The 20784-nt window shown below is 40.8% G+C and carries 22 protein-coding genes and 1 pseudogene; 9 read left to right on the top strand and 14 right to left on the bottom strand.

Going from position 1 to position 20784, the window contains the following annotated elements; all coding sequences use genetic code 11:
• Window positions 1–9 precede the first annotated feature (9 nt).
• Window positions 10–705: a hypothetical protein gene (locus tag OO184_RS01945; RefSeq protein WP_265377745.1), complete on the top strand. Its 696-nt coding sequence runs from the start codon at window positions 10–12 to the stop codon at window positions 703–705.
• Between the two features lie 244 nt (window positions 706–949).
• Here the strand turns inward: OO184_RS01945 and OO184_RS01940 are convergent, their stop codons facing one another.
• The 7 genes from OO184_RS01940 to gntX form a co-directional block, all read right to left on the bottom strand.
• Window positions 950–1429 carry an Hcp family type VI secretion system effector gene (locus OO184_RS01940; RefSeq protein WP_112878447.1) on the bottom strand — a complete coding sequence of 160 codons (480 nt, stop codon included), beginning with the start codon at window positions 1427–1429 and terminating at the stop codon, window positions 950–952.
• A 332-nt stretch (window positions 1430–1761) separates the two neighbouring features.
• The gene (gene glpD / locus OO184_RS01935) at window positions 1762–3264 is read right to left on the bottom strand and encodes a glycerol-3-phosphate dehydrogenase (RefSeq protein ID WP_265377744.1); all 1503 of its coding nucleotides are present in this window, start codon (window positions 3262–3264) and stop codon (window positions 1762–1764) included.
• A 230-nt stretch (window positions 3265–3494) separates the two neighbouring features.
• Window positions 3495–4253: a DeoR/GlpR family transcriptional regulator gene (locus OO184_RS01930; RefSeq protein WP_265377743.1), complete on the bottom strand. Its 759-nt coding sequence runs from the start codon at window positions 4251–4253 to the stop codon at window positions 3495–3497.
• Between the two features lie 17 nt (window positions 4254–4270).
• The gene (glpG, locus tag OO184_RS01925) at window positions 4271–5119 is read right to left on the bottom strand and encodes a rhomboid family intramembrane serine protease GlpG (RefSeq protein ID WP_265377742.1); all 849 of its coding nucleotides are present in this window, start codon (window positions 5117–5119) and stop codon (window positions 4271–4273) included.
• Window positions 5120–5127: 8 nt separating this feature from the next.
• Window positions 5128–5463 (bottom strand): thiosulfate sulfurtransferase GlpE, encoded by a 336-nt coding sequence (gene glpE, locus OO184_RS01920; protein WP_265377741.1) that lies wholly within the window; start codon window positions 5461–5463, stop codon window positions 5128–5130.
• A 127-nt stretch (window positions 5464–5590) separates the two neighbouring features.
• Window positions 5591–6166, bottom strand: a complete 576-nt coding sequence (gene nfuA, locus OO184_RS01915) for a Fe-S biogenesis protein NfuA (protein WP_036815096.1) — start codon at window positions 6164–6166, stop codon at window positions 5591–5593.
• 59 nt (window positions 6167–6225) lie between these two features.
• Window positions 6226–6909: a DNA utilization protein GntX gene (gene gntX / locus OO184_RS01910; protein WP_265377740.1), complete on the bottom strand. Its 684-nt coding sequence runs from the start codon at window positions 6907–6909 to the stop codon at window positions 6226–6228.
• Between the two features lie 39 nt (window positions 6910–6948).
• On the opposite strand from gntX, the gene bioH reads away from it, so the two are divergent.
• Window positions 6949–7731, top strand: a complete 783-nt coding sequence (bioH, locus tag OO184_RS01905) for a pimeloyl-ACP methyl ester esterase BioH (protein ID WP_265377739.1) — start codon at window positions 6949–6951, stop codon at window positions 7729–7731.
• A gap of 95 nt (window positions 7732–7826) precedes the next feature.
• Here bioH and OO184_RS25425 read toward each other — a convergent pair.
• Window positions 7827–7946: pseudogene (locus tag OO184_RS25425) on the bottom strand (IS982 family transposase); the annotation flags it as partial.
• Window positions 7947–8687: 741 nt separating this feature from the next.
• Between OO184_RS25425 and OO184_RS01895 the strand changes: the two are divergent.
• The 7 genes from OO184_RS01895 (at window position 8688) to OO184_RS01865 (ending at window position 13946) form a co-directional block, all read left to right on the top strand.
• Window positions 8688–9866 (top strand): MFS transporter, encoded by a 1179-nt coding sequence (locus OO184_RS01895; protein ID WP_265377738.1) that lies wholly within the window; start codon window positions 8688–8690, stop codon window positions 9864–9866.
• Entirely contained in the window at window positions 9850–10596 is a 747-nt protein-coding gene (locus OO184_RS01890) for a ferritin-like domain-containing protein (protein WP_088374732.1), read from the top strand. The genes OO184_RS01895 and OO184_RS01890 overlap by 17 nt, the downstream gene beginning before the upstream one ends.
• A 3-nt stretch (window positions 10597–10599) precedes the next feature.
• Entirely contained in the window at window positions 10600–11202 is a 603-nt protein-coding gene (locus tag OO184_RS01885; protein ID WP_088374731.1) for a hypothetical protein, read from the top strand.
• Complete coding sequence (locus tag OO184_RS01880; protein ID WP_088374730.1) at window positions 11195–11494, top strand: pyrimidine/purine nucleoside phosphorylase; 300 nt, start codon at window positions 11195–11197, stop codon at window positions 11492–11494. The genes OO184_RS01885 and OO184_RS01880 overlap by 8 nt, the downstream gene beginning before the upstream one ends.
• On the top strand, window positions 11487–12509 hold the full coding sequence (locus tag OO184_RS01875) for a Gfo/Idh/MocA family protein (RefSeq protein WP_265377737.1): 1023 nt from the start codon (window positions 11487–11489) through the stop codon (window positions 12507–12509). Before OO184_RS01880 ends, OO184_RS01875 begins: the two co-directional genes overlap by 8 nt.
• Window positions 12510–12530: 21 nt before the next feature.
• Window positions 12531–13523 (top strand): sterol desaturase family protein, encoded by a 993-nt coding sequence (locus tag OO184_RS01870; RefSeq protein ID WP_088374728.1) that lies wholly within the window; start codon window positions 12531–12533, stop codon window positions 13521–13523.
• 126 nt (window positions 13524–13649) lie between these two features.
• Window positions 13650–13946 carry a helix-turn-helix transcriptional regulator gene (locus OO184_RS01865; RefSeq protein ID WP_265377736.1) on the top strand — a complete coding sequence of 99 codons (297 nt, stop codon included), beginning with the start codon at window positions 13650–13652 and terminating at the stop codon, window positions 13944–13946.
• Window positions 13947–14067: 121 nt separating this feature from the next.
• On the opposite strand, the gene OO184_RS01860 is transcribed toward OO184_RS01865, so the two are convergent.
• The 6 genes from OO184_RS01860 to OO184_RS01835 form a co-directional block, all read right to left on the bottom strand.
• Window positions 14068–14307, bottom strand: coding sequence for a FeoC-like transcriptional regulator (locus OO184_RS01860; RefSeq protein WP_265377735.1), 240 nt, complete (start codon window positions 14305–14307; stop codon window positions 14068–14070).
• Window positions 14308–14316: 9 nt separating this feature from the next.
• Window positions 14317–16629 carry a Fe(2+) transporter permease subunit FeoB gene (feoB, locus tag OO184_RS01855; RefSeq protein WP_265377734.1) on the bottom strand — a complete coding sequence of 771 codons (2313 nt, stop codon included), beginning with the start codon at window positions 16627–16629 and terminating at the stop codon, window positions 14317–14319.
• A 52-nt stretch (window positions 16630–16681) separates the two neighbouring features.
• Window positions 16682–16915 carry a ferrous iron transporter A gene (gene feoA, locus OO184_RS01850; RefSeq protein ID WP_046396399.1) on the bottom strand — a complete coding sequence of 78 codons (234 nt, stop codon included), beginning with the start codon at window positions 16913–16915 and terminating at the stop codon, window positions 16682–16684.
• Window positions 16916–17180: 265 nt separating this feature from the next.
• Entirely contained in the window at window positions 17181–19505 is a 2325-nt protein-coding gene (locus tag OO184_RS01845; protein ID WP_265377733.1) for a Tex family protein, read from the bottom strand.
• Window positions 19506–20193: 688 nt separating this feature from the next.
• Window positions 20194–20508 carry a CcdB family protein gene (locus tag OO184_RS01840; protein ID WP_265377732.1) on the bottom strand — a complete coding sequence of 105 codons (315 nt, stop codon included), beginning with the start codon at window positions 20506–20508 and terminating at the stop codon, window positions 20194–20196.
• A gap of 2 nt (window positions 20509–20510) precedes the next feature.
• Window positions 20511–20747: a type II toxin-antitoxin system CcdA family antitoxin gene (locus OO184_RS01835; protein ID WP_088374722.1), complete on the bottom strand. Its 237-nt coding sequence runs from the start codon at window positions 20745–20747 to the stop codon at window positions 20511–20513.
• Window positions 20748–20784: the final 37 nt, after the last annotated feature.

Genomic DNA, 20784 nt, shown 5'->3' with positions numbered 1-20784 from the left:
AGTTCTATTATGGATTATCTGTCATACAAAAAACAGGCTGATCATGTTATAGCAAAAAACATAGATAATGTAACAAGAAAATCTGCACCAATTGTATATTCAACTATGGAGGATATTTATTTAGGTTTAGTTAGATTAAGAAACTCTCAAGCTTTTTTGTATAAAGATATTTATGGTAAGCAGATATCCAATGAAGACCAGAGAATGATTGATGCAGCTATTAAGACGATTTTTAAAAAAGGAGATGTCATTTATGATATTGTGTTTACAATCATAAATACAATGTATGATTTGATTCCTGAGAGAACACAAAGAATTATATCTGAGAAATTTAATTTAATAGTAGCAACATATGGCGTTCAAACAGCAACAAAGATTAGTGTAGCTACTGCAATAACAAGTTTAATATCGGTTAAGATAAATGCAGTTCCATCTGTAAAAGCAAAAATAGCAACATTTTTAAACATATCAATAAACTCCCTTGCTATTTATGGAATCTTTGAAAAAGCAGCTAGATCTGCACGGAAATTAAAAATAGAATCCCCTGTGACATATTTAGCCTTAAAGAAAAAGGGGTTAGAAATGCTTTATTTTTTGGTTGAACCATACATGGCGAAATTAATAAATATTTATAGAAAAAATATCATGACCTTAGAAGATGAAAAATTATTTTTAGATGAAATAGAAAGACTAATTTACCTTTAACTTAACATGAGATAATTGGTGAAGAAAAATGGACTTGATTAAATCTTTTGTAATAGATCTTGTTGGAATTTTCATAACATTTGCTCTTTGTTTAGCATGGTTTGTAATTACCCCAGAAGGATTTGGTATAATTGGAGGGATAATTATTCTTATAGTGTCGTATTTTGTTACAATAAAAGTAAAGAAAAAACTGTTGAAGTTAAAATAACTTCAACAATAAGGTATAGCATTGATTAATAACGTGTTAGTACACTCTATCATCCCAGATGCTATAGCCTGAAGTTCCAGCTATGTGGTGTTTCCATGTTATGCTTTTATATGCTAGAGAAATAGTTTCAAATGGTATTGCATTTGAACTATCTATACTGTGAGGATAATTAGCACATATATCAACAATAGAAGCATCTCTTAACTCAACGGTGTAGAACTTTTCCATAACACCAAAAGAATTAATTCTGTAAAAATCAAAAAAAGCATTTAAAACTTCATTATTAGAAATAGCTATGCCAAGTAGAGGAGATGATTTATCTATTATTTTTATGAAATCTACTGGGTGATGATCAGAATTTTGTTCTCTAGTTAGACTATGAACGAAAGATAAAACTTGAATTTCATCTTCATGTCCAATTTGGTATCTATTTCCTATGGAGTCAGATGTTGAACACCCTGATGATATTAACCCTTGTTTGCGGCCAGTTAGTTTTAAGTAAATAGAAAAGCTCATATAAACATCCTATATTAATCCCATAACAGTTAATAGAACTGTCTATATTATCTCCATAATATAAAAGAATCAAAAGTATTATTTATATAAGAATCTTAAAATTTTCGTAGGTTAATTGCTCCAACATGGAGAATAGGGCAGTATTTTACACTTAATATATATAATATTTTGCTAATTTTTGTGTCAATTTTGAGTTGGAAAGACTAATATAACGTTCAAAAGAAAAATAGGGCATAAGTTCAACGTAATAAAAACCGCGAGAAAGTTTTTAACATTCTCGCGGTAATTGAGTTTCCTAAACTGGAAGATCAATGATTTTCTGTGAAGAAAAATCAAATCTCGCTACGAGGTTTAGCATTCTCCGCCAACCATGCTGCAACGCGCTGCTTCTGTTCTTCATTCAGCCACATACCCAGTTTGGTACGGCGCCAAATTGCGTCATCCAGCTCAACAACCCACTCATTATCAACCAGATAACGAAGCTCTGCTTCATACAGTCCGTGACCGAAGGATTCACCCAGTTCTGCCAGATTATTAGCATTTTGTAGAATCAGTTCGCTGTGACTGCCGTAAGTACGTGCATAACGTACAGCAACACCTTCCGGTAACCAGTTGTAACGTTTACGTAGTAAACGGGCATAACCATCACGATCGCATCCTTCCAGATTACCCCCCGGTAACTGACCATTTTTGGTCCAGGCTTTTCCGGCATTGGGATAGTATTGAAGGAGCTTTTCGGTTGCGTGTTCCGCCAGCTTACGGTAAGTGGTTAACTTACCACCAAACACAGATAGTAATGGTGCTTTGCCGTGTTCATCATGAATATCAAGGGTATAGTCGCGTGTAATGGCCTGAGGTGAATCGGATTCATCATCGCATAGTGGACGGACGCCAGAATAGGTCCAGACGATATCGTCACGGCTAAGTTGTTTCTTAAAGTGGTCGTTATAAACTCTCAGCAGATAATTAATCTCCTGATCGTCAATCTTCGCCTCTTTTGGATCACCTTGGTATTCCACATCGGTGGTTCCGATAATGGAGAATTCATCCATCCAAGGAATAACAAATACGATACGATGATCTTCGTTTTGCAGAATATAAGCTTGCGGCTCATCATGCACTCTTGGCACCACAATATGGCTGCCTTTGATCAGGCGAATACCATAAGGTGATTTCAATTTCAGACCATCGTCAAAGAATTCTTTAACCCAAGGGCCGGTAGCATTAACCAGACCTTTTGCACGCCAAGTATAGGTCTTACCTGTACGCAGATCTTCAGCTTCAACCATCCAACCTTCTTGTTCGCGCCATGCACGGGTCACTTTTGTTCGGGTACGGACTTCCCCGCCATGTTTTTTAACTTCCTGAGCGTTAAGGACAACTAAACGAGCATCATCAACCCAGCAGTCAGAATATTCAAAACCGCGGATCAATTCTGGTTTCAGAACAGAATTGGCGCCGAATTTCAATCCTTTACTGCGAGGCAGGCTGACACGTTTGCCTAAATTGTCATAAAGGAACAGGCCGATACGGATCATCCATGCTGGGCGCAGGTGTGGCTGGTGCGGCAGGCGGAAACGCATCGGAAAAGCGATGTGTGGTGCAAGATTCAGTAAAACTTCACGTTCTGCCAGTGCTTCGCCGACCAGACGGAATTCATAATGTTCCAGATAGCGTAAACCACCGTGGATAAGTTTCGAACTGGCGGATGACGTGGCTTTGGCTAAATCTTGTGCTTCCAGCAACAGAACAGAGAGCCCCCGGCCAGCAGCATCTGCCGCAATCCCGGCGCCGTTGATCCCGCCACCGATTACAATCAAGTCTTTAGTTTCCATGCATCCCCCTAAAATGTTCGAAACAGTTCTTTAATGCTCGTTTTCGCTCATGATTGTAATCACAAATCGATCAATAGCCAACTATTTGTTAAGAAAAAACATGTTCGCGTGATATAGATAACAAATATTGTCATATCCATATAATTTACATGGTATTAATAAAGAAGCTTAACTGTGGAGCGGCAAGGGAAGATAGGGGATAGCACTATCCCCAAATGTAGAGAAAACTGTCAGCAGAGTTCGAGCTGCACGTTATATTGTTCAATCACTTGCTGGATGCTTGGCGGGGGAAGTTGGTCAGTAAATAGGTGATCAATGAGGTTCATATTTCCCAGGTTGACCATAGCATTGCGGCCAAATTTAGAATGATCAGTGACTAGCATAACGCAACGGGAGTTTTCGATAATTGCGCGCTTTACGCGCACTTCATGGTAATCAAATTCCAGTAATGATCCATCCATATCAATGCCACTGATGCCGAGAATGCCGTAATCGAGCCGAAACTGGGAGATAAAATCCAGTGTGGCTTCACCGATAATCCCGCCATCACGGGAACGAATCTCCCCTCCCGCCAGAATTAAACGAAAGTCTTCTTTTGTCATCAACAGAGTAGCGACGTTGAGGTTGTTAGTGACAATCCGCAGATCTTTATGATTTAACAATGCGTGAGCGACAGCTTCGGGGGTCGTGCCAATATCAATAAACAGGGTTGCGCCATCCGGGATATGGCTAGCAACACGTTGCGCAATACGCGCTTTCTCTTCTGACCACATGATCTTGCGGTCATGATAAGCAGTATTAACTGAACTTGATGGCAATGCGGCGCCGCCGTGATGCCGCTGTATTTTGTTTTTATCTGCCAAATCGTTCAAATCACGGCGGATAGTCTGGGGGCTGACATCAAAGTGTGCAACCAACTCTTCAGTGCTGACGTAGCCCTGAAGGCGTACCAGCTCAACTATTGCATCATGCCGTTGAGTTTGCTTCACGATAGTCCTCTAAGTTTCTAAAAATGCCGGTTATTATTTTTGAATGTATGACGGTTATCCCACAACGCCATCAGTAAACCGATAATTAAACCGGAAAAATGGGCGGCGTTGGCAATGGATAGCCCAAATGCATCGAAGTGTCCAACAATCAGCCAGAAGATCGAAAAAGCCATCAAACCACGGGGAACGCCAATATTACGTTCGGGCGAGCGTTCACCGGTTAGCCAGACATAGCCAATTAAAGCGTAAACAACCCCAGAAAGACCGCCAAAATGAGAACCACTGAATAATGATTGTCCCCAGCCGCTAAAAACAGCGGAAACAATCATAATCACAAACAGTTTTCCTGTACCGAGATGCTTTTCTGTTTGCCCGCCAAGATACCACCACCACATGAGATTAAAGATGATATGCAGTAGTGAGAAATGCAGTAAGCCGTGGGAGATCCAACGCCATACCTCCATATGTTGGCTATCGTCAGGCCAGGCCAGCCATGACATCACCTGATAATCCCCGGCAAATTGCATCCAGAGATAAACGGCAATATTTAGGAGTAAAACGGTAATGGTCAATGGGCCAGCCTGACGACTTAAATATTGCCAATTCAAATTATTGTGGTACTTCAATGGGTGATTCACATCACCAGATTGCCAACTAGCTGCTTGATAACGTTCATTTAGCGGATCGCGAGTAAATTGCTCCAGCTCTTGCTGAACCATAGTAAGTTTCGTGTCATCTTCTAGCCACAGTTCGACGTGTTGCCCATCGTGACCGGGACGCATAGTGAGATGGACCTGATGGGTTGCCATATAATCGATAAAGGCTTGCGCTAGACGCGGGTTTGAAATAGCGATTACGCGGATCATGGGGTGTGTTATGCCGGATTATGTAAGGAGTCAACAGCGTGAGGATAGTCTCTGCGCCAGGCTTCAAAGCCGCCATTAATGCTGTAGACAGTTTCAAAACCGATGTTTAATAAATACTGAGCGGCGTTCTGGCTGCTATGGCCGTGATAACACATGACCATAACTGGCTGATCGAAATTGGCCTGTAACATAAATTCATTCAGTGTGTCATTGGTTAAATGAAAAGCGTCGTATGCATGACCTGCCCGGAAACTCTGCGGATCGCGGATATCCACCATGATGGCGGATTTATCCTGCCAGTATTGATAAGCCTGCTCAGGGCTGATGGTTTGAAAATGTTCCATATATATTTTGACTTGCTCTTAAAGACTTAGAGATTATCTCGTTAGGTTATTATTGTAATAATGTTTTCCCGACGATTACCCGAACGGGAAAATTTGTTATCAGTAATACGTTATTAGTAATACGTTATCAGTAATAAGAATGTTCACCGCGTTGGTGTTCAGTTAAATCTTTTACACCTTTTAATTCCGGGAACATATTCAGCAACTCTTTTTCAATCCCTTCTTTCAGGGTGACATCAACCATTGAACAGCCATTACAACCGCCGCCGAATTGCAGGATAGCAAAACCATCATCAGTGATTTCCATCAGGCTGACGCGGCCGCCGTGACCGGCCAATTGTGGATTGATTTGTGATTGCAAAACGTATTCCACACGTTCGACAAGTGGGGCGTCGTCAGAAACTTTACGCATTTTGGCGTTAGGGGCTTTTAATGTTAGCTGAGAACCTAACTGATCGGTGACAAAATCAATTTCAGCTTCTTCAAGGAAAGGAGCGCTCAGTTCGTCGACGTAGGCTGACAGTTGATCAAATTTCAGTTCAGTATCTGTCGCTTCAACGGCATCAGGCGGGCAGTAAGATACGCCGCATTCAGCGGTAGGGGTGCCTGGATTGATGACAAATACGCGAATTTGTGTACCCGGTTCTTGGTTTGCCAGTAATTTGGCAAAATGAGCTTGCGCTGCTTCAGTAATATTAATCATATCATTTGCTCAATAGTTGACTGCTATAGTTGGTTATAATACGCCCATTCTCGTATTGACTACAAGGTTCGACAAATCGCCCAGACCTGCACTGAACGGGCGCCAGCACGAATTAACAAACGGGAAATTTCAGTCATGGTCGAACCGGTGGTAATCACATCATCAAGTATGGCGACATGTTGTCCCGCGACTGGGCCGCAAAGCTGAAATGCTTTCCTGAGATTAATCTTACGCCGTGCTGCCGATAAATTTCTTTGTGGTAGTGTAGCATGCGTCCGCTGTAGAAAGCTTTGCTGGTAATCGCATTGTAGCCATTCTGATAACTGCTTTGCCATTAATACACTTTGATCAAATCCCCGTTTCCAACGCCGGTGTCGATGCAGCGGCACACTGAGCAGAATGTTGGGTTTATACCATCGTCCATCACGATAGCCCTGTTGCCAGTGCAGCAGAAACAGACGCGCCAGAACTGACGCAAGTTGTGGGGTGCTGTGATATTTATAGCGACGAATCAAGCCGCTCAAGGGCGGGCAATAGTCGGTAATCGCTATCATATTCTCCCATAGAGGCGGTTTTTTGAGGCAGCGTCCACAAGGCAGTGAAGGAAGTTCTGAGGGGAGAGCGCAGCACGGGCACATGTTTGTCAAACGTTTCAACCGTTTGTTGCAAAAGCTGCATATTCCATGATGTGGCAACCAAAGAGGCTGATGGCATAGCCAACAGTACCCAACCATTGTTAGCATAGACTTCTTCCTTGATGGCAAATAAAGTTGAGAATAACAATGGCTGATCTATTTTGGCAGACTTCTGCGGGAGATTCGCGTGATCTTGTGTTGCTGCACGGATGGGGGCTGAATGCAGAAGTTTGGCGTTCCATTGAAATGCGATGCGCTCCGCATTTTCGTTTGCATCTGGTGGATTTACCGGGTTATGGCCGTAGCCAGAAATATGGCCCAATGAGTCTTGCCGACATGGCGGATGAAGTTTGGCGATATGCGCCGGAAAATGCGTTATGGCTAGGTTGGTCGTTGGGAGGATTAGTTGCCAGCCGGATTGCACTTGACCATCAGGATAAGGTTGCTGGATTAATTACCGTGGCTTCTTCACCGCATTTCAGCGCAGAAGGTAACTGGCCGGGGATTAAGCCGGAAGTTTTGCGCGATTTCGAACATCAGCTTAGTGAAGATTTCCAGCGCACAGTTGAGCGTTTTCTTGCTTTACAGACATTAGGTACTGACAGCGCCCGTCAAGATGCGCGATTACTGAAATCTGTTGTGTTGGCGCAGCCGATGCCTTCTGTCGAAGTGCTGCATGTTGGTCTGGAAATTTTGCGTACCGAAGATTTAAGGGAGTCTTTGGCTGAGCTTACCATCCCATTCCTGCGGATTTACGGTTATCTGGATGGGTTGGCGCCAAGAAAAATCCTCAATATTCTTGATGAAAAATGGCCGAGTTCAGTTTCAGCCATGATGCGTCATGCTGCTCATGCGCCTTTTATTTCTCATCCAGATGAATTTGTTGGGTTGTTGACTGAATTTGTTAGTAGAGTATTAAGAGACGGCTAGCTTTGGAAGCCGTTATTTAGAGTGTAGAACATGGAGTATTTTGACTAACCTCAGATCTGTTTAAAGGGCAGTTAGCTCAGAGGCATGTGGTGGATTCAGACTCGTTTTTTGGGCTGGAAGGTGTAGGCAATTAATTTGGCTACCACCTTCAGCAAAAAGCTTATCGGACTACGATATCTCGAATGTTTCATTTGAGAAATATTTTTTAACTGATCAAATCATGCTTAAGTATTTCCACGAACTGAATTTTTTTAAATATTTTGATCATGCTTCAGGCATTTAACTCCCTCTTTTATTACAGGGACTTTAGAGTTTTTTCTGATAACGTTTTGCAGCACTTCCTTTTGCATACTTAGGTCGGCCCCCAAGCATGGGGATTGATACGGGCCAGAAAGTTCGATGTAAATATTATTTATTTCAGAAAACATATTTTAAAGTGAATAATTCCATAAAATAAAGTGTTTGTTTCACTAGTGCAGAATCTTATTTTTAGTGCTAAAAAAATCGTATATATCGATATTACTGAACCAAATTATTGTAAAATGGAATGATTGATCTAAAATAAATTGGATAGTAATTTAATGGTACTATTAAATAGATATACTAAATAAAAGCAAAGTGGGCAATGAAATTAATACGAGAAAATATTATTCAGTCTTTTATGTGGTATATGTATGTATTTAAAGGATTTTTAAATATAATAATAAAAGATATTAGAAGTTAAAAAGTGTGAATTGTTTCACAATAATAAAATTTTTACGTTAACAGCTAATTTACATGAATAAAGATGCTTGCTTATATTTAATTTCCCTTGCGGGAAATAAGTAGATATTAACCTAAAGTTAAAAAAGGAGACATCATGGACTATCAACCTCTAGCTAGCTAATATAAAACTTTAAAAATCAAGGATAGGTGTGAATATTTATTTATACCTATCCTCACTTGGGTGATAACTGATGAAAAAGTACATTAGTATAGGTGTCCACGAACTTGATACTTATCTTGATTACGCTATTTTAAGCATCATAGCTATATATAGCTTGCATGCTACTCCATCCGAAATGGGGATATTGGGTGCTTGCTTTGCTGCTCCATTTCTGGTGGCAAGTGGATTATTCGGCAAGCTGTTTGACAACGGAAATGTACTAAATTGGAGGACATTGCTGTTCTTTATTAATGGCATTACCATGCCTTTTCTATCTGTAGCTGATCCAATTATATTTCTTTATGTCATTACATTAATCAAGACAACCTGTCGGTGTGGGCTTGGAATATCAAACACAAAATTGAATGTAGATGATAATGAATCTCAAAGATTTTATGAGATTTATGGATATATTACCAACTTTAGCAGAATAGTCATTCCCTTGCTTGTTGTATATCTAAACACAAACTATGGGTTATGGTTTGTCCTGTTATTATCAATGGCATTTAATCTGGTCGGCATGTTGACATCATACTTTGATAATACCTCTCGGCTTGATGTAAATAAAAGTATAACTGTTACTGTTGTAGAACGTTTCTCATTCGTACAGCAATTGCGAAATAAACCGGATTTATATTTACTTGTTTCGGCCTATACTTTGTCAAACTTAGCCTTTTTTCTTAGCAATGATATGCTCGGTATCTTCTTCGAGAAGATTGGGCAAAATCAAAGTAGTATAGGTTACATAATTTCACTTCTCGGGGTCGGTGGCATATTCGGAACGCGAGTTTCTGGCTGGTTACTTAAAAGATTGTCAGCCAAGAATGTCTTATTATTTTCCGTTATGGCTAATTTTGTGGCCTTTTGGGGATTTGGTTTTTTAGACGCAAAAACATATCATTATGCTACATATTATTTATTGGTTTTCTTAGTTGGTATCGCCTCTGGTGTGACGTTTTTCGCAATTAGATACGGTGTAAGAAATATTATTGGTTTTGAGCACGTAGGAAAAGCTACAGGAGATATACAGAAGATTTCATCTGTAGTAGCAATTTTGATGCCAATTATTGGTGGGTATATTGCAAAACTCATTTCTATCGAATTCACTTTTAAATTAACAAGCATCTTGCTTGCTGTGATATTTCTGTATTTTTTATTTAAAAAGCATAAATTAACTGAGGAAAGGAATAAATATGTACAACCAAAATAAGCTTAGCAATATTGATTTTATCAATGCAAAACACTATGACTTGTACTTGAAAGGAAAAACCAAGCAAACATGGGATAGTAATCTGAATTGGAACTTGGCCGGGAGAGATTTGATCCCTGAGAGCTTATACGAGACCGCTATAGTCGTTGCGAGTTTATCTGTTCATGTTGAAATTTTGGGAATGCAAAATGCTGCGGAGTTACTGCTTCAATGTGGTGATTTTTCGTTGAAAATAGGACTAGCTCAAGCTGTTAATGATGAAGCCAGACACTCTGAACTTTTCGCGAAATATGCAATTTTAGCAAACGGCAGCATAAAGGATTTACCGAAAACTAGGGATATATATATTGAACACTTTGCCAAATTAAGAAGTTTTGATGAGACATTTCTCAGTCATGTTTTTCTTGAGAATGGTGCTCTAGAGCAATTTAACATTTTTATTCACGCTTTCGGTGATAAAAGCTTAATCGGCCAGATATATAAGGGAGCAATGCAGGATGAAGCGAGACATGTTCAAATGGGAATTACATACTTTAGGGAGCTTATCGAGCAGTCACCGGCTAAAAAAGAAATGGTTATAGATCATCTGACTACTTTTAAGAAAATATTGCACGTCAATAAAGATGGAGTTAACTGGCTGTCAGATATCAGCGGTATCCCCGCTGATGAAATTGAAACCAGAATTAAAAACCGACATGATAACTTCATTAATAAAATCATGGAGAGATGATTAATGTTCAGTGGTATTCACGTTATCGAAAATGCAATAACAGAACGAGAAATAGATATTATTTACAGATATTTAGCTATTTCGAAAAATTTAGGGTATTTAAAGGGGAATAATGACTCAACCAAAGCCCATATGTATTATGCCACACCTTATTTTGAAGCCATGCTGAGCCATTACTGTGATTTAGTATCAGACATTGTAAATGAAAAAGTATATCCGAGTTATTCTTTTTTATGGAATTATAAAAAGAAATATGCACTTCCAAAGCATAAGGATAGAAATTCTGTAGATTACATTATCTCGATTGGAATACATACTAAAGAGGAAGCTGATTGGAGTTTATACGTAGAGAATAAACCGGTAAATATGAAATCTGGTGACCTTTTGATTTTAGATGGGAAGAAATTTGAACACTGGAGAGATCCTTGTCCATATAAAAATAGATTACAACTTATTTTGTGTTATACACGGGATTTATCATTAAGATTTGATAAAAGGCTACATCTTGGTTACGATCCTGTACCTGAAGTTATCACATCACCTTTTAAAGAAAAACTAAGTATCGACGATGATTATATAAAGGAGCTAAGTACTTACTATGTGTAATGGCCGATATAAATTTGTAGAGACATATATTTTTTTTGACGGGAGATCTGTTCTCCGAAATTTTCAAGATGAATATAATAATCTGGTTACCTTTGGTTTTATGGCAAAAGGTAAATATAGCTGGCTTGCGGAAACTACTGAGCATTTTAGGATTTATAGTGGAGAAGCCTATTTTAACATTGAGGAAAAGAGGATATTAGTACGATCTGGTGATGAAATTATTGTTCCTAAAAATTTAACCTTTGAAGTCGAAGTAACAGAACATTTAGATTATAGGTGCTTTTATGATTAATTTAGGAATTATTGGCACAGGATTAATGGCAAAAGTCATAGCTAAGAGTTGTGCTAATATTGGTGTTAAAGTTTATTCTGTATTATCAAGGAGTAAAAATAACGCAGAATCATTTTGTAGCGAATTCTGTAGCAGAAAAGGAAAAGGCTACACTGTACCTAAAGCTTTTTTCGAAGATCCGGGACTGGATGCAGTTTATATTGCAACTCCCAGTTCAACAAAAGAGTTTTATATGAGATTATGTCTCGAGTATAAAAAGCATATTTTAGTTGAAAAGCCTTTGCCTTCATCTGTGTTTCTCTCGGAATTTCTTGAACTCTCAAAAGAGAGAAATATTATTTGGATGGATGCAACGCACTTTGTGCATAATGAGTTATATAATTCGTTACCGAAACTAATAGATAGACATGTGGGCAAAATTGTCAGAATCGACTCAAATTTTTTTTGGCCGAGTACCGATTATTCACATATAAAATTTAACCTTTATCTTGAGGATAAAGGTGCCCTTGGCGATCTTGGTTGGTACCCTATTCGTATGATTTTATCGCTTATTGAAAGAAAAGAGATATCTAAATTAGACTCATTTGTTTTGAAGAAAGAGACAGGAGCTATTGTCGAATTTAATGCTATAGGTTTAACAAGCTCTAATATAACTTTCAGTATGGCTTCATCCTATCGAGGTTCTACAACTAGGCAGGAAGTAACAATATCTGGTGAAAAGGGCGAGATTAGCATTCAAGATTTTGTAATGCCATATTGCGGCTCCTTTGTCTATGGTAAGATGCTGCCATTTTTGAGAGTAAAAGTGACATCGGGACTAAAGCCATTGGTTGATAAGGAATATAAAAAAATATTCCTTAAAGATCTACAACATCACAGAATGGTATATAATTTTATTGATTTCATCAAAGGAAATAAAGACAAATATATACTTGATGAACTTCAGAAAAAATCTTTAGATACTATAAGACTGATTGAAGCCATCCAATGTCAATCAGGTTCTCTGCAAATTTAAACTAAAACAAATGGAAAAAATATGGAGAATCTCAGTAGTTATTTTGATTTTATATATCAGGATATTGCTATTCCTTTTTTTAAAAGATTAACTGTGTTTTTTGCACCAAGTCATGGGTTGTTCATTGGCTATTTGTTTATGGCTTTTTTGATTGCCGTTTTGTTTTATGCCTATAAAAATAAAACGGTCAACCCATTAAAATCGAGCAAAATGGTAGTTAAAGCGCATAAATTAACATCTAAATCATCAAAGGATGATTTCATTTTTTATTTTGTCGACAAGATAGTATTTGGATTTACATATGCCCTTATTTTATCGTCAGCTTTATTCTTTAAAGAAGGAACTATAAATCTCCTGTCATTTATTGGCATTCCTCACTTTCATGTTATTCCTGGCATAGCTCTCAACTTAGTTTTGACTCTAGGAGCAATTATTGTTTTTGACTTTTCAGTTTTTTTCGAACATTTTATATCTCATAAAATTAGGGTGTTATGGGAATTTCATAAAATTCATCACATTGCTGAAAATCTTACACCTTTAACTGCCTATAGGTCTCACCCGGTAAATCAAGGATTTTTTATTCTGATAGCAAGCTTGTTTACAGGTATATATGCAGGAGGAGTGTCTTATTTTTTCAATGCTCAGAGTGAGTATGTTATTTTTGCTGGGCAAAATGTATTTATGTTTTTACTTCTTATGTTTGGTTTGAATTTACAACATTCTATGGTTTACTTAAGATATCCTCCTTTTATTAGAGATATTCTTGTTAGCCCTGCATATCACCAATTACATCATAGTAGCTCTGTTAAACACCATGATAAAAATTTTGGTTTTATTTTTTCATTTTGGGACCGTTTATTTAAAACACAAATTATGCCTCAGGCAGATGAAGTGTTGACTTTTGGTGCAACTGGCGAAAAATACGATGATTATTCTGGTGTGAAAAACATGTATGTAACGCCTTTTAAACGAATTGTAAAACGATTGAAGAAAATGATTGTAAGTCTCCGGTAGCAGTTCCTGTAAATACACACTTTTGTCAAGTGCGTTAGAGAGGCGAATATACTGCTATCCATTGTGTATCCTATAATTAACGGAATTTGTTAAAACGAATGAAAGAAATTAAATGGAGTCTTAAAAATGCCTGATAATGATATTATCCCGTTTTCTGAAGCTAAAACGCTTCTCTTAGAAGACGCTGCGACTCTGGCTGCATATAACGATATCCAGATCCGCAAAAAATTGATGAAACAACTTAAAGATGCACGTAAAACGTTACATCTTACTCAGCAAGATGTTGCTCAGAAGATTGGCGCTCAGAAGCAAAACATTGGTCGTATGGAAAATGGCAAGGGTGTGCCAAATCTGGATACTTTAAGCCGCTATGCTGCCGCGCTTGGGGGAGAATTTGTTTTCCAAATGCCTGTAAATCAATAGACTGTATGTGTTTGGTTATGGCTTATGACCCTTTGAACTAACTGGTTGTTGATACACCCCACTTTAAAAAATGGGGTTGTCTCAGACTAACGATATATGATTAGCCATTCTGTAATATGGTTCAACACCCCCCAGCGATCCGATAAACCGCCGTATCACATTTCTGTGTTTCAGGGCATTGTTTGCAACCGCCGCTTAGACAGGCAGTTGCATCAATTTTTTCCAATTTGCCCATCACTGTAAGTTGTTCAAGCATAGCGGCAATCATCTGTACTGACGCACAAAGCTGGTGGCTTAACAATTTGGCATCTGCCCGTCCATTCAGAGCGACGGCATCCCTTACTTGTAACAGGCTAATCATTTTTAACTCCTAGTGACAGTTTCCACTGGAGCAGTGGCAGCTATTTCCTGGGTTGCTGATTAACTTCATCGTCACACGGCTGCGGGCCCGACGCAGGAAGTAGAACACCAGTGCGTTAAATAGAACGACGGTCAGAATAATGATCAGGCTGCTTTGCGAATGCTGTGAGAAAGTCACCATCTGGTAGAACAGGGCTGAAATTGAATAAGCTACGTTCAGTCCCCACAGGATGGAGAATGTCATCCAACCCCGGCTGGTTTCACGAGCGATAGCGCCCATCACCGAAACACAAGGTACATATAACAGAACAAAGATCAGGTAACTGTAAGCTGAAATAGCGGAGCCAAATTTGGCGCTCATGGTTCCCATAGAACCGCTATCCATCTCACCGTCGCCTTTATTAGCTTCGATTGGGTTGGCAAGCACGCTCAGAGTGAAGGTATCTTTCAAACTATTCCAGGTTTCACCAACTGCATCTTTCAGCTCATCAAGTAGATTGAACTCATCTGCATTAAACGACTCATTATTAATACTTTCTGCGGTATACAGGGTATTAAGTGTTCCAACAACGACTTCTTTTGCCATTGCGCCAGTTATCAGACCTACGGTTGCCTGCCAGTTATCTGAGTGAACGCCAATGGGCTGTAATATGGGCGTAATAACCTTGCTGACCGAAGCGAGAGCGGATTGGTTGATGCTATCCACCGCCTTACCAGAGAATGAGAAACTGTTAAGAGCGCCGATGAACATACTGGCGATAACAATCACTTTACCGGCACGGATAACAAAACCTTTCAGGCGTTGCCAGGTTTGCAGAAACAGAGTTTTTAGATGTGGAATATGGTAAACCGGGAGCTCCATAATGAATGGCGAAGCTTCGCCGCGCATAATGGTGTATTTCAACATCAGGCCAGTTAGGATAGCGACTACAATACCCAATATATAAAGGGAAAAAACAAAAGTTGCCCCATTTTTGCCAAAGAATGCGGCGGCAAATACGGCAAAGATGGCTAATCTTGCGCCGCAAGACATAAAGGGCGCCATCATAATCGTGATCAAGCGTTCACGCGGAGCATCTAGCGTTCTCGCTCCCATAATGGATGGGACGTTGCAACCGAAGCCAACGATCAGCGGAACGAAAGATTTGCCCGGTAGGCCTAGAACTTGCATCAGACGGTCCATGACAAACGCCGCCCGCGCCATATAACCAGAGTCCTCAAGGAAAGAGAGGAATAAATACATCATGCCGATTTGGGGGACCAGTGGCAAAACTGTGTTGATACCGCCGCCGATACCTTGTGCGAGGAACACTGTCAGCCATTCAGGAAAACTTAAGGTATACCCAAGCCATTGAACTCCATGAATGAAAACAGCGACAGAACCACTGTCAAAGATAGGTTGCAGCGCACCACCAATATTAATTGCCAGCACGAACATTAGATACATAACCGCCAGAAAAATAGGTACGCCCAGCCAGCGGTTGAGGATAATTTTATCGATTGCCTGGGTAAGTTTGTTTGGCATGGCTTTTTGGGTATCGATTACGGCCATGCACAATGTATTGATGCTTTGATAACGCGCATCGGCAATCATCAGTTCAGGCTCTTCATATTGCTGTTGTTGCAGGCGTTTTTTAGATTCAGCCAGTATCGAGGCGGCAAAGCCGGAACGTTCCAGACTATAAATATCCCCTTCAAGCATTTGAAGCGCTAACCAACGGCGTTGTTGAGCATGAAATTTTTCTGAAATTGCACCAGATAACGTCTCAACTTCTTGCAACAAGCAGTCGGGGTAGTGAATCAATGATTGCCCGGCATTCTGCTTATGGCGGTCAATTGCCTGTTTCAGTTCATTCAGTCCAGTTGCACGAGTCGAAACCATTGGAATGACTGGACAGCCAAGGCGTCGCTCCAGTTCGGCGATATCAATTTGGATATGCTGACTGTCAGCGATATCCAACATGTTGAGTGCGACGATGCATGGAATGCCTAATTCCAACAGTTGTAACGTCAGATAGAGATTTCGCTCAAGATTAGATGCATCTACGACGTTAATCAGCATGTCAGCATCGCCACTTAGGATATAGTGGCAGGCTATCTGCTCATCCAGTGATGTTTGTTCAGAAATCGTGGTTAGAGAGTAGGTTCCCGGTAGGTCAACTAACTCAATTTTGTGTTCCGCGGTGGTAAAACGGCCAACTTTTCGTTCTACCGTAACGCCAGCCCAGTTGCCTACACGTTGTCGGGCACCAGTAAGTTGGTTAAATAATGTCGTTTTGCCGGCATTGGGGTTGCCAATTAAGCCAATGGTCAGTGCTTTCATGTTTTTGGTGCCAGATTAAATTAAGAGTAACTGTTTCGTTGCTTGCAACGGATTATGCGTTGCACTGAGCGTTGTCTAATGTGAGAAATTCCAAGTCTTTTTTTCTCAGAATCAGGCTGACTCTGCGAGTCTCAATTTGTATCGGATCACCTAAAGGCGCTAAGCGGACAACATGAAAAGAAGAACCGGGCAACATACCTAATGACAGTAATTTCTGCCGATAAGCTGGGCTGATCTTCGGAGAAAAGCCTATGATCTTGTAACTATGGTCTGGAAGAAGTTGCATATAACCTTCCGGAATGTGTGATAAGTAAAATAATACCGAGAATGAGTCGTACTCATTCATTATGAAGTGCGATTTTTAACCCAATTCATAATAATTGCAAATAAGAATAATAACCAACATTAATTTCAATGTTAATTCTATTTTCATTATTGGTGTTAATTTAGCCACTCAGGTTGGCATAAATCAGTGAGTTTGGATTTTTTCTGATAAAAATGGTGAAACGTGCACTGCCGAAGCAGTGCATCTGTTTATAGCGATGGGAATGTTAACGTTTTTTTCCGAATGCCGCGGCTAGCGCATCACTCATAGCACTGTTTCCGGCTGAGGTAGAAGAACGGGAAGTATTACGGTTCCGATCATTGCGTTCAGGACGGCGGTCAGTTTGCGTATTGTTATTGCGGCGTGAGTGGGTTTCTCCCGGTTGCTCATCAAGGCGCATAGTCAGAGCGATACGCTTACGGTTCAGATCAACTTCCAGCACTTTTACTTTAACGATATCACCCGCTTTTACCACGGTGTGAGGATCTTCTACAAAGCGATCGGACAGCGAAGAGATATGCACTAAGCCATCTTGATGAACGCCGATATCGACAAATGCGCCAAAATTAGTCACGTTAGTGACGGCACCTTCCAGCACCATTCCCGGACGCAGATCATTCATGGTTTCCACCCCTTCTGCGAAAGTTGCAGTTTTAAACTCTGGACGTGGATCGCGGCCAGGCTTTTCCAGCTCTTTCAAAATATCGGTAACGGTTGGAACACCAAATTGCTCGGTGGTGAAATCCTGAGGTTGCAATCCACGCAATGAAGTAGGGTTACCCATCAATTCCTGGAGTTTTTGCTCAGTGGCCGCCAAAATTTTTTCCACTACCGGATAAGCTTCCGGGTGAACGGTCGATGCATCCAGCGGGTTATCACCGTGATTAATCCGCAAGAATCCAGCACATTGCTCAAAAGCCTTTGGCCCAAGACGATTGACTTTCAGTAATTGTGTACGGTTATTGAAGCGGCCATTCTCGTCACGCCAGTTGATGATATTCTGGGCAATCATACGGGTTAACCCGGCAACTCTGGTTAGCAGTGGAACAGAAGCGGTATTGAGATCCACGCCGACGGCGTTTACACAATCCTCAACGACGGCATCCAATTTTTTGGCAAGCTGACTCTGACCGACATCATGTTGGTACTGACCCACGCCGATAGATTTTGGATCGATTTTCACCAATTCAGCCAGTGGATCTTGCAAGCGGCGGGCGATAGAGACGGCACCGCGTAGTGAAACGTCCAGATCAGGAAATTCCTGTGCTGCCAGCTCAGAAGCAGAATAAACCGATGCTCCTGCTTCACTGACAATCACTTTTTGGGCTTTTATCTCTGGAAATTGTTTTTGCACATCTGCAAAGAAACGTTCTGTTTCGCGGGAAGCGGTTCCATTACCGATGGCCGCCAGTTCTACCTGATGCTTGATACACAACGCCGCGACACTCGCAGCAGCTTTAGCCGCTTGACCAGTGTGTGGATAAATTGTGTCTGTGGCAATCAGTTTGCCGGTTGCATCAATAACGGCCACTTTGACGCCGGTACGCAGACCGGGATCAAGCCCCATTGTTGCGCGCATACCCGCAGGTGCGGCCATCAATAGGTCTTGTAGGTTGCGAGCGAATACTTTGATGGCTTCATCTTCCGCTTTCTCACGCAAGGTACTCATCAATTCAGTTTCAAGATGTAACAATACCTTGACGCGCCAGGTCCAATTCACCACAGCTTTGCGCCAGCTATCTGCCGGTGCATTGTTCAAGCGCAGATTAAGATGCTGAGTAATAATCTGTTCGCCATAACTCTCTTTCGGTGGTTCATCAAACTGAGGATCAGCATTTAGGGAAAGTTGCAGTACGCCTTCATTACGGCCGCGGAACATAGCCAATGCGCGGTGAGAAGGGACTTGTGCGATAGGTTCATGGTGATCAAAATAGTCGCGGAATTTAGCGCCTTCTTCCTCTTTTCCGGCAACGACTTTAGCGACCAGATGGGCATTTTTCCATAAATAGTCGCGTACTTTCGCCAATAATGCGGCATCTTCGGCAAAACGTTCCATCAGGATATAACGTGCGCCATCCAGCGCCGCTTTGGTATCAGCGACACCTTTATCAGGATCAACAAAGGTAGCGGCAGTCTGCTCCAGTTCTTGTTGTGGATCTTGCCACAAGGTGTCCGCTAGCGGTTCAAGACCTGCTTCAATAGCGATTTGTCCACGGGTACGGCGTTTCGGTTTATATGGCAGATAAAGATCTTCCAGCTCTGTTTTGCTGAGAGTGCCATTAATGGCTTCCGCCAGTTCTGGTGTCAGCTTGCCTTGCTCGTCAATGGACTTAAGAATGGTTTGGCGGCGGTCCGACAATTCGCGCAGATAACTAAGGCGGGTCTCAAGTTGGCGAAGTTGGGTATCATCCAGACCGCCGGTAGCCTCTTTACGATATCGTGCAATAAAAGGGACAGTATTCCCTTCATCAAGCAGGCTAATCGCTGAAAGTACTTGTTGTGGCTGTGCCTGTAGCTCACTTGCAATAATTTGGCTCAGAGATTCATTCATGTTGCGTTTTCTTCTGGTGGATAGGCTTCAAATATTCACAAAACCCCCTTTATACGTTCTGCGAGAAACAATTTCCAATCTTATTCTGACGAGTTACGATACCATTCAACGAATTTGTTGCCGATTACGCTATAGCAACTGCGATCAACCCCAAATGTGAAAAGTTTCGCTGGAACCATAAGTAGGTTGCCGGACTTGCTATGAGCTGTTTCTAAATATACGAATTAAACTAAAAGAGCAGTTAGAATAGGAAAAATTTGAGTTTCATCGCATTATTCCAGAAGCAGGTAACTAACTAATTAATTACAAATCTACTTTTGATTTTCGTTAAAAATGGAGGGATTACCTAAAGAATTTATTTAATGGAATACGAACATGTTTACTTCCAGATTAACAATGTTGCACTTAATTATGTGAATCTACCCATTTTAAATTTTTTAATGGGCTAATGAATAAATTCGAGTTCTTACCTGTTCAGCTGACATAATCGATTTTACCCATTGCGGCATGGCATGTGAGTTGAATCATTTGCTCTCGCGTTTTTGATTGCGTCATGAATTAAACTAAGTGCTCTGAAATAGTGGAGATTCTGATTATTCATTCTGTCTAATTCCTCTGGTCTCTTCAATGCTAATTGGATCTCTGCCGTTGATAAGTGCAGTCTGGCAACAGTCTGCACTTATCTGACTTAAATACCGTCAAAGAGGAAATCGAGTGCCGCCTTTACTTGATTACGGTATTGCGATGCATCGCAAAATTCAGCACCCAAAGCATAAACAGATATACTGGCCAATTCGTGAGTCATGACCGCATATTCTTTGTCGTCTATCAGTCTGATAACGGGGATCATTCGAACAGGGCGACTGCTGTCAGGATATTTTTCAACTGGCAACAGTGGGATCACAATTCTGCGGTTTAACTGCCTGATAATGTCACTCGTGACGTCCAGCAATAGGGGATAAACAACGTTTTTCCCAGTATTACGGTAAACGGTGAATTGCATTGTTAAAATGTCCTGTGTTCATCACTAAAACAACCATGTTCATCATGGAAACGGTTTAACGCCTCCAAAGCTTCCCTATTATCTTCCCGCCATTTCAGTGCTTCGTAATTGCGTAATTCGGCATCCAAGGCGGCGGTCAGTGTGGCGCTAAAGTTAATACCTGCTTCACGTGCCCGGCTCAGTAAGCTTCGTTCTACAGTCATTGTGACGCTCTGTGTGTTGCGTTGTCTTGCTGTCATGATTTATCTCCGGCATTGAGTATACGTGTATGCTACA

Source organism: Photorhabdus aballayi, assembly GCF_026153155.1.
Taxonomy (GTDB): domain Bacteria; phylum Pseudomonadota; class Gammaproteobacteria; order Enterobacterales; family Enterobacteriaceae; genus Photorhabdus; species Photorhabdus luminescens.
Note: the sequence above shows the minus strand (reverse complement) of the source record. Positions and strands in the feature narration are given on the sequence as shown.